General features: G+C 62.5%; 13 protein-coding genes and 1 tRNA gene. All 14 read left to right on the top strand.

Annotation, left to right across the window (positions count from 1 at the left end; genetic code table 11):
* Positions 1 to 20: 20 nt before the first annotated feature.
* Complete coding sequence (gene secG / locus QTI66_RS14135) at positions 21 to 473, top strand: preprotein translocase subunit SecG (protein WP_286560389.1); 453 nt, start codon at positions 21 to 23, stop codon at positions 471 to 473.
* A 118-nt stretch (positions 474 to 591) separates the two neighbouring features.
* Positions 592 to 676 (top strand) — tRNA-Leu (locus QTI66_RS14130).
* Between the two features lie 57 nt (positions 677 to 733).
* Entirely contained in the window at positions 734 to 1,093 is a 360-nt protein-coding gene (locus tag QTI66_RS14125) for an NADH-quinone oxidoreductase subunit A (RefSeq protein ID WP_286560388.1), read from the top strand.
* 15 nt (positions 1,094 to 1,108) lie between these two features.
* A complete protein-coding gene (locus QTI66_RS14120) occupies positions 1,109 to 1,588 on the top strand; it encodes a NuoB/complex I 20 kDa subunit family protein (protein ID WP_057592164.1) in 480 nt (159 codons plus the stop codon).
* Between the two features lie 15 nt (positions 1,589 to 1,603).
* Positions 1,604 to 2,212: an NADH-quinone oxidoreductase subunit C gene (locus tag QTI66_RS14115; RefSeq protein ID WP_286560384.1), complete on the top strand. Its 609-nt coding sequence runs from the start codon at positions 1,604 to 1,606 to the stop codon at positions 2,210 to 2,212.
* 85 nt (positions 2,213 to 2,297) lie between these two features.
* Entirely contained in the window at positions 2,298 to 3,551 is a 1,254-nt protein-coding gene (locus QTI66_RS14110; RefSeq protein WP_286560382.1) for an NADH-quinone oxidoreductase subunit D, read from the top strand.
* 8 nt (positions 3,552 to 3,559) lie between these two features.
* Positions 3,560 to 4,087 carry an NADH-quinone oxidoreductase subunit NuoE family protein gene (locus QTI66_RS14105; protein ID WP_286560380.1) on the top strand — a complete coding sequence of 176 codons (528 nt, stop codon included), beginning with the start codon at positions 3,560 to 3,562 and terminating at the stop codon, positions 4,085 to 4,087.
* Positions 4,087 to 5,427, top strand: a complete 1,341-nt coding sequence (nuoF, locus tag QTI66_RS14100; RefSeq protein ID WP_286560876.1) for an NADH-quinone oxidoreductase subunit NuoF — start codon at positions 4,087 to 4,089, stop codon at positions 5,425 to 5,427. The genes QTI66_RS14105 and nuoF overlap by 1 nt, the downstream gene beginning before the upstream one ends.
* 13 nt (positions 5,428 to 5,440) lie before the next feature.
* On the top strand, positions 5,441 to 7,573 hold the full coding sequence (gene nuoG, locus QTI66_RS14095) for an NADH-quinone oxidoreductase subunit NuoG (protein ID WP_286560378.1): 2,133 nt from the start codon (positions 5,441 to 5,443) through the stop codon (positions 7,571 to 7,573).
* Complete coding sequence (gene nuoH, locus QTI66_RS14090; protein ID WP_286560377.1) at positions 7,570 to 8,646, top strand: NADH-quinone oxidoreductase subunit NuoH; 1,077 nt, start codon at positions 7,570 to 7,572, stop codon at positions 8,644 to 8,646. Before nuoG ends, nuoH begins: the two co-directional genes overlap by 4 nt.
* A gap of 5 nt (positions 8,647 to 8,651) precedes the next feature.
* Entirely contained in the window at positions 8,652 to 9,170 is a 519-nt protein-coding gene (gene nuoI / locus QTI66_RS14085; protein WP_286560376.1) for an NADH-quinone oxidoreductase subunit NuoI, read from the top strand.
* A gap of 37 nt (positions 9,171 to 9,207) precedes the next feature.
* Entirely contained in the window at positions 9,208 to 9,861 is a 654-nt protein-coding gene (locus tag QTI66_RS14080; RefSeq protein WP_286560375.1) for an NADH-quinone oxidoreductase subunit J, read from the top strand.
* On the top strand, positions 9,858 to 10,166 hold the full coding sequence (gene nuoK / locus QTI66_RS14075) for an NADH-quinone oxidoreductase subunit NuoK (protein WP_286560373.1): 309 nt from the start codon (positions 9,858 to 9,860) through the stop codon (positions 10,164 to 10,166). Before QTI66_RS14080 ends, nuoK begins: the two co-directional genes overlap by 4 nt.
* Before the next feature lie 13 nt (positions 10,167 to 10,179).
* Positions 10,180 to 12,213 (top strand): NADH-quinone oxidoreductase subunit L, encoded by a 2,034-nt coding sequence (nuoL, locus tag QTI66_RS14070; protein WP_286560372.1) that lies wholly within the window; start codon positions 10,180 to 10,182, stop codon positions 12,211 to 12,213.
* Positions 12,214 to 12,223 lie beyond the last annotated feature (10 nt).

Raw genomic sequence — 12,223 nt, 5'->3', positions numbered from 1 at the left:
CGAATTAGGAGTAAGAGCGAATGAACGTGTTTATGAATATCTTGGTGGCCGTCCAGATGCTGGCGGCCCTGGCGATGATCGGGCTGATCCTCATCCAGCACGGCAAGGGTGCCGACATGGGTGCGGCCTTCGGCAGCGGCAGCGCCGGCAGTCTTTTTGGTGCAAGCGGCAGCGCGAACTTCCTGTCGCGCACCACGGCCGTGCTGGCAGCGGTGTTCTTCGCCTGCACGCTGGCCTTGGCTTACCTGAGCCACGCGCGTCCGGCTTCGGGCGGCAACAGCCTGCTCGAGCGCGCTGCGGGTTCCGCTGCGCCCGCACCCGCAACGCCGGCCGCGCCCGCTGCGCCTGCCACGACGGGTTCTGCTTCGGAGATTCCCGCAGCGTCGACGGCTGCCCCTGCCGCGCCGGCCGCAGCTCCCGCCACGGCGCCGGCAGCACCTGCTCCGGGCGCTGCGGACATCCCCAAGAAATAATCGTCGTCAACTTTGACGCAGTCGTAAGCAAAATCGACAGTTTTTCAGGGTAAACTCTAAAGCTGTTCCGGAAAGCCAAAGCCCTCTGGGTTCCTCATGCCATCCGAACAGCAAAACCGCCGTCGTGGTGAAATTGGTAGACACGCTATCTTGAGGGGGTAGTGGCGAAAGCTGTGCGAGTTCGAGTCTCGCCGACGGCACCAAATATCACCGGCAGGGAGCCATTTCCTGCCGGTGGCAAGCGGTAAAGAAATCCCCCGATGAGCCTCGATTCCTATCTCCCCGTCCTCTTGTTCATCCTGGTCGGTGTCGGTGTAGGCGTCGCGCCACAAGTCATCGGCTGGATCCTGGGCCCCAACCGCCCTGACGCGGCAAAGAACGCGCCGTATGAATGCGGCTTCGAAGCGTTCGAAGACGCCCGCATGAAGTTCGATGTGCGCTACTACCTCGTAGCCATCCTCTTCATCCTGTTCGACCTGGAAATCGCATTTCTCTTTCCGTGGGCCATTGCGCTCAAGGAAATCGGCGCCGTTGGCTTTTGGGCCATGATGATTTTTCTTGCCATCCTCGTCGTGGGCTTCGTCTACGAGTGGAAAAAAGGCGCGCTCGACTGGGAATGACAAGGAACTCACCAAATGGCCATTGAAGGCGTCCTGAAAGAAGGCTTTGTCACCACCACGTACGACTCGGTGGTGAACTGGGCCAAGACCGGCTCGTTGTGGCCGATGACCTTCGGCCTCGCATGCTGCGCGGTCGAAATGATGCACGCGGGCGCCGCCCGCTATGACATCGACCGCTTCGGCATGCTGTTTCGCCCGAGCCCACGCCAGTCCGACCTGATGATCGTGGCCGGCACGCTGTGCAACAAGATGGCGCCCGCTCTGCGCAAGGTCTACGACCAGATGCCCGAGCCCCGCTGGGTGCTTTCCATGGGTTCGTGCGCCAACGGCGGTGGCTATTACCACTACAGCTATTCAGTCGTGCGTGGCTGCGACCGCATCGTGCCGGTCGACGTCTACGTTCCCGGCTGCCCGCCCACGGCGGAAGCGCTCCTGTACGGGATCATCCAGCTCCAGCAGAAGATCCGCCGTACCAACACGATTGCGCGCGCCTGAGGACGGATGCAGACGATGACTGACTTTGCAATCGCCCCCGAGGTCCTGCTGGCCAACATCACCCAGGCGCTTGGCGACAAGGCCAAGGGCGTCACGCTTCGCCTGGACGAAGTGACCGTGGTGGTGGGTGCCGACGACTACATGGCCGCTGCGCTGATCCTGCGCGACGCGCCCGGCTGCCGCTTCGAGCAACTGATCGACCTGTGCGGCGTCGACTATTCCGACTACCGCGACGGCGAGTGGCAGGGAGAGCGCTTCTGCGTCGTGACCCACCTGCTGTCGGTGAGCCTCAACCAGCGCGTGCGCCTGAAGGTGTTCGTGCCGAACGAAGACCTGCCGGTCATCGATTCGCTCACGCCCGTGTGGAACGCTGCCGGCTGGTTCGAGCGCGAAGCCTTCGACCTGTATGGCATCGTCTTCGAAGGCCACGACGACCTGCGCCGCATCCTGACCGACTACGGCTTCATCGGCCATCCGTTCCGCAAGGACTTCCCGGTGTCGGGTCACGTCGAAATGCGCTACGACCCGGACCAGAAGCGTGTCATCTACCAGCCGGTGTCGATTGAACCGCGCGAAATCACACCGCGAGTCATCCGCGAAGACAACTACGGCGGATTGCACTAATGAGCCCCCACGTTCATCAATTCGTGTATTCACTGCCCCCCGAGGGGGCACGGCCTGCCCTTGGGGCGGCCCGGCGGGAGGCCTGATGGCCGAGATCAAAAACTACACCCTGAACTTCGGCCCACAGCACCCCGCAGCACACGGCGTGCTGCGACTGGTGCTCGAACTGGACGGCGAAGTCATCCAGCGCGCCGATCCGCACATCGGCCTGCTGCATCGAGCGACCGAAAAGCTTGCCGAATCGCGCACCTTCATCCAGTCGCTGCCGTACATGGACCGTCTCGACTACGTGTCGATGATGAGCAACGAGCACGCCTACTGCCTGGCCATCGAACGGATGATGGGCATCGACGTGCCGATCCGCGCGCAGTACATCCGCGTGATGTTCGCGGAAATCACGCGCCTGTTGAACCACCTGCTGTGGCTCGGCGCGCACGGCCTGGACTGCGGTGCGATGAACATGCTCATCTACTGCTTCCGCGAGCGTGAGGACCTGTTCGACATGTACGAAGCCGTGTCCGGCGCGCGCATGCACGCGGCCTACTTCCGCCCGGGCGGCGTGTACCGCGACCTGCCGGACGTGATGCCGCAGTACAAGGCCAGCAAGATCAAGAACGCGAAGGCCATCGAGCGCCTGAACGAAGACCGCCGGGGCTCGCTGCTCGACTTCGTCGACGCCTTCTGCAAGCGCTTCCCGAAGATGGTCGATGAGTACGAAACGCTGCTCACCGACAACCGCATCTGGAAGCAGCGCACCGTCGGCATCGGCGTCGTCACGCCCGAGCGCGCGCTCAACCTTGGTTTCACCGGCCCGATGCTGCGTGGCTCCGGCGTGGAATGGGACCTGCGCAAGAAGCAGCCCTACGACGTGTATTCGGAAGTCGATTTCGACATCGCCGTCGGCAAGACTGGCGACTGCTACGACCGCTACCTGGTCCGCGTGGAAGAAATGCGCCAGGCCAATCGCATCATCCAGCAGTGCTCTGCATGGCTGCGTGCCAATCCCGGCCCGGTCATCACCTCCAACCACAAGGTGGCGGCGCCCGCGCGCGAATCGATGAAGGCGAACATGGAGGAGTTGATCCACCACTTCAAGCTCTTCACCGAAGGCTTCCACGTGCCCGAAGGCGAGGCGTATGCCGCCGTCGAGCACCCGAAGGGCGAGTTCGGCATCTACCTGGTGAGCGACGGCGCCAACAAGCCCTACCGCCTGAAGATCCGCGCCCCTGGTTTCCCCCATTTGGCAGCGCTCGACGAAATGGCGCGCGGCCACATGATTGCCGACGCGGTGGCCGTGATCGGCACGATGGACATCGTGTTCGGCGAGATCGACCGATGAGTGATCACATGACTTCCGACAACACCCAAAGCGCATCCGCGCCCTTGTCGCAGGCGACGCTCGATCGCTTTGCGCGCGAAGTGGCCAAGTATCCGGCCGCAGGCAAGCAATCCGCCGTGATGGCCTGCCTGGCGATCGTCCAGCAGGAAGAGGGCTTCGTGAGCCTGCAGCGCGAGCGCGAGATCGGCGCGTACCTCGACATGGCGCCCATCGCCGTGCATGAGGTCACGACCTTCTACAACATGTACAACCAGCGGCCGGTGGGCAAGTTCAAGCTGAACGTTTGCACCAACCTGCCTTGCCAGTTGCGCGACGGCGCCGTGGCGCTCGCGCACCTCGAAAAGAAGCTGGGCATCCAGATGGGCGAGACCACGCCCGACGGCCTGTTCACGCTCCAGCAAAGCGAATGCCTGGGCGCTTGCGCCGATTCGCCGGTGATGCTGGTGAACGACCGCACGATGTGCAGCTTCATGAGCAACGACAAGCTCGATCAACTCGTCGATGGCCTGCGTGCCGCCGAAGGGAGCGCATCATGATGACCGCCGATCAAGTGCTGGCGCAGTTCCAGGCGACCGGCGTCCAGACCTGCTTCCACAACCGTCACATCGACCCGCAGATCTACGCGGGCCTCGACGGCACCAACTGGCGCCTGGCGGACTACGAAGCGCGCGGCGGCTACAAGGCGCTGCGCAAGATCCTGGAAGAGGGCCTGACACCCGACCAGGTGATTGCCGAAGTCAAGACCTCGGGCCTGCGTGGCCGTGGCGGCGCAGGCTTTCCGACGGGCCTGAAGTGGAGCTTCATGCCCCGCCAGTTCCCGGGCCAGAAGTACCTCGTCTGCAATTCGGACGAAGGCGAACCGGGCACGTGCAAGGACCGCGACCTGCTGCAGTTCAACCCGCACATGGTGATCGAAGGCATGGCCATCGCTGCATATGCAATGGGCATCAGCGTGGGCTACAACTACATCCACGGCGAAATCTTCCAGACCTACGACCGCTTTGAAGAAGCCCTGGAAGAAGCCCGCGCCGCCGGCTACCTCGGCGACAAGATCATGGGCAGCAACTACAACTTCCAGTTGCACGCGGCTCATGGCTTTGGCGCCTACATCTGCGGCGAAGAAACCGCGCTGCTCGAATCGCTCGAAGGCAAGAAGGGCCAGCCGCGCTTCAAGCCGCCGTTCCCGGCGAGCTTCGGCCTGTATGGCAAGCCGACGACGATCAACAACACCGAGACCTTCGCGGCCGTGCCGTGGATCATCAACAACGGTGGCCAGGCCTACCTCGAATGCGGCAAGCCGAACAACGGCGGCACCAAGATCTATTCGGTGAGCGGTGACGTCGAGTTGCCGGGCAACTACGAGATCCCGATGGGCACGCCGTTTTCCAAGCTGCTCGAGCTGGCGGGTGGCGTGCGCAAGGGCCGCACCTTGAAGGCTGTGATTCCCGGTGGTTCGTCCGCGCCGGTGCTGCCTGCATCCATCATGATGGAATGCACGATGGACTACGACTCCATCGCCAAGGCCGGCTCCATGCTGGGCTCGGGCGCCGTGATCGTCATGGACGACAGCCGCTCGATGGTCGAGTCGCTCAAGCGCCTCTCGTACTTCTACATGCACGAATCCTGCGGCCAGTGCACGCCCTGCCGCGAAGGCACGGGCTGGCTGTGGCGCGTGGTGGATCGCATCCACAACGGCCAAGGCAAGCCGAGCGACATCGACCTGCTCAACTCCGTGGCCGACAACATCCAGGGCCGCACGATCTGCGCGCTGGGCGATGCCGCCGCAATGCCGGTGCGCGCCATGATCAAACATTTCCGGCACGAGTTCGAGGCACTGGTGCCCGGCTACGTTCCCAAGGCCCCCGCAAAGGTCTGAGGCCTAAAACAATATGGTTGAAATCGAACTCGACGGCAAGAAGGTTGAAATCGCCGAAGGCAGCATGGTCATGCATGCAGCCGACAAGGCGGGCACCTACATTCCGCATTTCTGCTATCACAAGAAGCTGAGCATTGCGGCCAACTGCCGCATGTGCCTGGTCGACATCGAAAAGGCACCCAAGCCGATGCCGGCCTGCGCCACGCCGGTGACGCAGGGCATGATCGTCCGCACCAAGAGCGACAAAGCCATCAAGGCCCAGCAATCGGTGATGGAGTTTTTGCTCATCAATCACCCGCTGGATTGCCCTATCTGCGACCAGGGCGGTGAATGCCAGCTGCAGGACCTGGCCGTCGGCTACGGCGGTTCCAGCTCGCGCTACGAAGAAGAAAAGCGCGTGGTGTTCCACAAGGACGTGGGCCCGCTCATCAGCATGGAAGAGATGAGCCGCTGCATCCACTGCACGCGATGCGTGCGCTTCGGCCAGGAAGTGGCCGGCGTGATGGAACTTGGCATGTCGCATCGCGGCGAGCACGCCGAGATCGAAGCCTTCGTGGGCGAGTCGGTGGATTCCGAGCTGTCCGGCAACATGATCGACATCTGCCCGGTCGGCGCGCTCACGAGCAAGCCCTTCCGCTACAGCGCCCGCACGTGGGAGCTGTCGCGCCGCAAGTCGGTGAGCCCGCACGATTCGACGGGTGCCAACCTGATCGTCCAGGTCAAGAGCAACAAGGTCATGCGCGTCGTTCCGCTGGAGAACGAAGAAGTCAACGAATGCTGGATTGCTGACCGCGATCGCTTCTCGTATGAAGCGCTGAATGGTCCCGAGCGCCTCACGCAGCCCATGCTCAAGCAAGGCGGCCAATGGCAGCAAGTGGACTGGCAGACCGCGCTCGAATACGTGGCCAATGGCCTGAAGCAGATCAAGGCGGACCATGGTGCACAAAGCATCGGTACGCTGGCCAGCCCGCACAGCACGCTGGAAGAACTGCACCTTGCCGCGTTGCTGACGCGTGCCCTGGGCAGCGACAACATCGACCACCGCCTGCGTCACGCTTCCTTTGAAGCGACGGACGGCGTGCGTTGGCTCGGCACCTCGATTGCTTCGCTGTCGAATCTCCAGCGCGTGCTGGTGATCGGCTCGAACCTGCGCAAGGACCATCCGCTGTTCGCGCAGCGCATTCGGCAAGCGGTCCGCAAGGGTGGGGCGGTGAGCGTCGTCACTTCGAAGGCATCGATGAACGGCCACGATGCATGGGCGATGCCCGTTGCGAACGCTGCCGTGGTTGAAGCTGACCAATGGGTCGCTGCCCTGGCGGGCGTCGCGAGCGCTATTGCGCAAAGCACGGGCGCTTCGGCACCGGTCGCTGGCGTCGAAGCCAACGACGGCGCCAAGGCGATGGCTGCTTCGCTGCTCGGCGGCGAGCGCAAAGCCATCTTGCTGGGCAACGCCGCTGCGCACCATGCGCAGGCTGCATCGCTGCTCTCGCTGGCCAACTGGATCGGCGCGCAAACAGGCGCGACGGTGGGCTACCTCACGGAAGCCGCCAACACGGTCGGCGCCCAGTGGGTGGGTGCACAGCCGCGCAATGGCGGTGCCAACGCTGCTCAAATGCTGGCGGGTGGCCTGAAGGCCGCCATCCTGCTGAACACCGAACCGGTGTTCGACTCGGCTGCCGGCCGCGCTGCCGCCGAAGCCTTGTCCAAGGCGCAGATGGTCGTCACGCTCAGTCCATTCAAGGCAAACCTGGAATTCAGCGACGTGCTGCTGCCGATCGCGCCATTCACCGAAACGCCGGGCTCTTTCGTCAATGCCGAAGGCCGCGTTCAAAGCTTCCACGCCGTGGTCAAGCCGCTGGGCGAAACACGCCCCGCATGGAAGGTGCTGCGCGTGCTGGGCAACCTGCTGGGCCTGCAAGGCTTCGCGTTCGAATCGACCGCTGAAGTCCTGCAATCGGCCGGTGTGGCGGCCCAAGTGCCGGCCGACAAGCTGAACAACACGACCAAGGCGCAAGCCGAGGTCTCCACCGCCGCGCAAGCCGCGCCGGTCGTTGCCAGCATCTACCAACTCGACTCGATCGTGCGCCGCGCACCGTCGCTGCAATTCACGGCTGACGCACGTCAGGCACAGGAGGCCCTGGCATGATCGATTCGATCTACGGATTCGGCCTGGGCCTGGCCTCGGCAGGCTGGTGGACCGCGGTCGTCTGGCCGGTGATCTGGACGCTGATCAAGATCATCGTCGTCGTGTTGCCGCTGATGGGCGCCGTCGCGTACCTCACGCTGTGGGAACGCAAGGCCATCGGCTTCACGCAGATCCGCATCGGCCCCAACCGCATCGGCCCGATGGGCTTGCTTCAGCCGATCGCCGACGCGCTCAAGCTGATGACCAAGGAAATCATCGCGCCGACGGTGGCCAACAAGGGCCTCTTCTTTCTCGGCCCGATCATGACCATCATGCCGGCGCTGGCCGCATGGGCGGTGATTCCCTTCGGTCCGGACGTGGCGCTGGCCAACATCAACGCCGGCCTGCTCTTCGTGATGGCCATCACGTCGCTGGAAGTCTATGGCGTGATCATCGCCGGCTGGGCCTCGAACTCGAAGTACGCCTTCCTGGGCGCGCTGCGCGCATCGGCGCAAATGGTGAGCTACGAAATCGCGATGGGTTTCTGCTTCGTCGTGGTGCTGATGGTGTCCGCCAGCCTGAACATGAGCGACATCGTCACGGGCCAGGGCAAGGGCCACTTCGCCTCGATGGGCGTGGGCTTCCTGTCGTGGAACTGGTTGTCGCTGCTGCCGATCTTCTTCGTCTACTTCATCTCCGGCCTGGCCGAGACGAACCGCCACCCCTTCGACGTGGTGGAAGGCGAATCGGAAATCGTCGCGGGCCACATGATCGAGTACTCGGGCATGAGCTTCGCCATGTTCTTCCTGGCCGAATACGCCAACATGTGGCTGGTCTCGATCCTGTGCGTGATCCTGTTCCTGGGCGGCTGGCTGCCACCGTTCGAGTTCCTCTCGTTCATCCCCGGCTGGATCTGGCTCGGCGCCAAGACCTTCTGCGTGGTCACCATGTTCCTGTGGGTGCGCTCGACCTTCCCGCGCTTCCGCTATGACCAGATCATGCGTCTGGGCTGGAAGATCTTCATCCCCGTCACGCTGGTGTGGCTGGTGGTGGTCGGCGCATGGATGCAGACCCCGTTCAACATCTGGAAGTAATCGCCATGTCTGCGCAAACCGCAACAGCTTCGGCACCGTTCTCGCTGAAGGACTTCTTGTCCAGCTTCATGCTGATCGAGTTGTTCAAGGGTCTGGCCGTGACCGGCAAATACGCCTTCAGCCGCAAGATCACAGTGCAGTTCCCCGAAGAAAAGACGCCGCTGTCGCCGCGTTTCCGTGGCCTGCACGCGCTGCGCCGCTACGAAAACGGTGAAGAGCGCTGCATTGCCTGCAAGCTCTGCGAGGCCGTTTGCCCGGCGCTCGCCATCACCATCGAATCCGACGTGCGTGACGACGGCTCGCGCCGCACCACGCGCTACGACATCGACCTGACGAAGTGCATCTTCTGCGGCTTCTGCGAAGAAAGCTGCCCGGTCGACTCCATCGTCGAAACCCACATCTTCGAATACCACGGCGAAAAGCGGGGCGACCTGTACTTCACCAAGGACATGCTGCTCGCCGTCGGCGACCGCTACGAAACCGAAATTGCCGCCAACAAGGCGGCCGATGCCAAGTACCGCTGAGCGGTGCTTCGCGCTCAACCCGTAACGAACTCGATCCATGGACGTCAAGACCGGTCTGTTCTATCTTTTTGCCGCGGTGCTGCTGTTTTCAGCGTTCCGCGTCATCACTGCGCGCAACCCGGTTTATTCGGCGTTGTTTCTGGTGCTGGCGTTCTTCCAGGCTTCGGCCATCTGGTTGCTGCTGCGCGCCGAGTTCCTGGCGATTTCGCTGGTGCTCGTCTATGTCGGTGCCGTGATGGTGCTGTTCCTCTTTGTCGTGATGATGCTGGACATCGACATCGAAGGCTTGCGAAAAGGCTTCTGGAAGCACTTTCCGCTGGCCGGTGGCGTCGGCGCCGTCATCGCGCTTGAAATGATCGGCGTGCTGATGGGAGGCTTCCGACCCGAGGCGCCCCGTGGCGATGCCGCAGCGGCCGCGCCCAACACCTCCAACACGCTCGAGTTGGGCAAGATGCTCTACACGGAGTACCTGTATCCGCTTGAAATTGCCGCAGTCATCCTTCTGGTCGCCATCGTGGCAGCCATCGCACTCACGCTGCGTGCGCGCAAGGACAGCAAGCACATCGATCCGGCGATTGCCGTGCGTGTGAAGGCGCGCGACCGCGTGCGCATCGTGCAGATGCCGGTGACGCGTGCGGCCGAACCGGTCGCCCCGGCCACTGAAGAAGAAAAGACTGGAGCCAAGGCATGACGCTCACGCTCGGACATTACCTTTCGCTGGGCGCGATGCTGTTCGCGCTGTCGGTGATCGGCATCTTCCTGAACCGCAAGAACCTGATCGTGCTGTTGATGGCCATCGAGCTGATGCTCCTGGCCGTGAACATGAACTTCGTCGCCTTCTCCTACTACCTGGGCGACATGCACGGACAGATCTTCGTGTTCTTCATCCTGACCGTCGCTGCCGCCGAGTCGGCGATCGGCCTGGCATTGCTGGTTCTCCTGTTCCGCAACAAGTCGAACATCAACGTCGACGAGCTGAACGAGCTCAAGGGATAACAAGAAGAATCACATGAGCTCCACACTTTCTGCATCCACGCTGCTGGCGGTTCCGCTGGCACCCCTGGTCGGGTCGGTCATTGCCGGCCTGTTCGGCACCAAGTTCGGCGGCAACCACATTGGCCGCGTCGTCACGCATTCGCTCACCATCCTGGGCGTGTTCATCGCTTTCGTGATTTCGGCGATGACGCTCAACAGCGTCGTTTCCGACGGCGCGCGCTTCGAGGCCACCATCTACGAATGGATGGTCGTCGGCGGCCTGAAGATGGAAGTCGGTTTCCTGGTCGACGGCCTCACCGCCATGATGATGTGCGTCGTGACCTTCGTGTCGCTGATGGTGCACATCTACACCATCGGCTACATGGAAGAAGACGAGGGCTACAACCGCTTCTTCGCATACATCTCGCTGTTCACCTTCTCGATGTTGATGCTCGTCATGAGCAACAACATGCTGCAGCTGTTCTTCGGCTGGGAAGCGGTGGGCCTCGTGTCCTACCTGCTGATCGGCTTCTGGTACAACAAGCCGACCGCCATCTTCGCGAACCTGAAGGCCTTCCTGGTCAACCGCGTGGGTGACTTCGGCTTCATCCTGGGCATCGGCCTGATCGCCGCCTATGCGGGCACGCTGAACTACCACGAAGCCTTCGCCAAGGCCAACGAGATTGCGCAGATCACCTTTCCGGGCACCAACTGGATGCTGATCACCGTGATCTGCATCTGCCTGTTCATCGGCGCGATGGGCAAGAGCGCGCAGTTTCCGCTGCACGTCTGGCTGCCCGATTCGATGGAAGGCCCGACGCCTATTTCCGCGCTGATTCACGCGGCAACGATGGTGACGGCCGGCATCTTCATGGTGACGCGCATGTCGCCGTTGTTCGAACTGAGCGACACGGCGCTGAGCTTCGTCCTGGTGATCGGTGCCATCACGGCCCTGTTCATGGGCTTCCTGGGCATCATCCAGAACGACATCAAGCGCGTGGTGGCCTATTCGACGCTCTCGCAGCTGGGCTACATGACGGTGGCGCTGGGCGCTTCGGCCTATTCGGTCGCGGTGTTCCACCTGATGACGCACGCCTTCTTCAAGGCGCTGCTGTTCCTCGGCGCGGGCTCGGTCATTATCGGCATGCACCACAACCAGGACATCCGCTGGATGGGCGGCGTGCGCAAGTACATGCCGATCACCTGGATCACCTCGCTGCTGGGTTCGCTGGCGCTGATCGGAACGCCGCTCTTCGCGGGCTTCTATTCCAAGGACAGCATCATCGAGGCCGTCAAGGAAAGCCATCTGGCGGGCGCCGGCTTCGCGTATTTCGCGGTGCTCGCAGGCGTGTTCGTCACGGCCTTCTATTCGTTCCGCATGTATTTCCTCGTCTTCCACGGCAAGGAACGCTACGACCAGAACCCGGACGCGCATCATCACGACGCACACGACGAACCCGACCACGGCCATCACGACAATCATTCGTCGCCTCACGAGTCGCCGTGGGTGGTGTGGCTGCCGCTGGTGCTGCTGGCCATTCCGTCGGTGGTCATCGGCTACATGACGATCGATCCGATGCTCTTCGGCGAATTCTTCAAGGACTCGATCGCGGTCGACGCCACGAAGCATCACGCCATGAAGGAACTCGAAGAAGCCTTCCACGGCCCGATGGCCATGGCCATTCACGGCCTGACCGCGCTGCCGTTCTGGCTCGCCCTGGGGGGTGTGGTGCTGTCCTGGTACATGTACCTGATCAACCCGGCCGTGCCGGCTGCGATCAAGCGCGCCTTCGGTCCGATCTACAACCTGCTCGAGAACAAGTACTACATGGACTGGTTCAACGAGAACGTGATCGCCCGCGCCACGCGAGGCCTCGGCATCGGCCTGTGGAAGGGCGGAGACCAGGGCCTGATCGATGGTGCAATCGTCAATGGTTCCTGGAAGCTGATTGGCAAGGTGTCGAGCGTCGTGCGCTGGGTGCAGACGGGCTTCATCTACCACTACGCTTTCGGGATGCTGCTGGGTGTCTTCGTGCTGATGTCGTACTTCGTATGGTTCAAGCGATAAGCAACGGCGC

This window comes from Variovorax brevis (assembly GCF_030317105.1).
GTDB classification, from domain to species: domain Bacteria; phylum Pseudomonadota; class Gammaproteobacteria; order Burkholderiales; family Burkholderiaceae_C; genus Variovorax; species Variovorax brevis.
Note: the sequence above shows the minus strand (reverse complement) of the source record. Positions and strands in the feature narration are given on the sequence as shown.

Coding starts and splice junctions, on each gene's coding strand:
- QTI66_RS14080 (WP_286560375.1), top strand. CDS start 9,208: ATGGACGTCAAGACCGGTCTGTTCTATCTTTTTGCCGCGGTGCTGCTG.
- QTI66_RS14110 (WP_286560382.1), top strand. CDS start 2,298: ATGGCCGAGATCAAAAACTACACCCTGAACTTCGGCCCACAGCACCCC.
- nuoK (WP_286560373.1), top strand. CDS start 9,858: ATGACGCTCACGCTCGGACATTACCTTTCGCTGGGCGCGATGCTGTTC.
- QTI66_RS14120 (WP_057592164.1), top strand. CDS start 1,109: ATGGCCATTGAAGGCGTCCTGAAAGAAGGCTTTGTCACCACCACGTAC.
- nuoF (WP_286560876.1), top strand. CDS start 4,087: ATGACCGCCGATCAAGTGCTGGCGCAGTTCCAGGCGACCGGCGTCCAG.
- nuoH (WP_286560377.1), top strand. CDS start 7,570: ATGATCGATTCGATCTACGGATTCGGCCTGGGCCTGGCCTCGGCAGGC.
- nuoG (WP_286560378.1), top strand. CDS start 5,441: ATGGTTGAAATCGAACTCGACGGCAAGAAGGTTGAAATCGCCGAAGGC.
- secG (WP_286560389.1), top strand. CDS start 21: ATGAACGTGTTTATGAATATCTTGGTGGCCGTCCAGATGCTGGCGGCC.
- nuoL (WP_286560372.1), top strand. CDS start 10,180: ATGAGCTCCACACTTTCTGCATCCACGCTGCTGGCGGTTCCGCTGGCA.
- QTI66_RS14105 (WP_286560380.1), top strand. CDS start 3,560: ATGACTTCCGACAACACCCAAAGCGCATCCGCGCCCTTGTCGCAGGCG.
- nuoI (WP_286560376.1), top strand. CDS start 8,652: ATGTCTGCGCAAACCGCAACAGCTTCGGCACCGTTCTCGCTGAAGGAC.
- QTI66_RS14125 (WP_286560388.1), top strand. CDS start 734: ATGAGCCTCGATTCCTATCTCCCCGTCCTCTTGTTCATCCTGGTCGGT.
- QTI66_RS14115 (WP_286560384.1), top strand. CDS start 1,604: ATGACTGACTTTGCAATCGCCCCCGAGGTCCTGCTGGCCAACATCACC.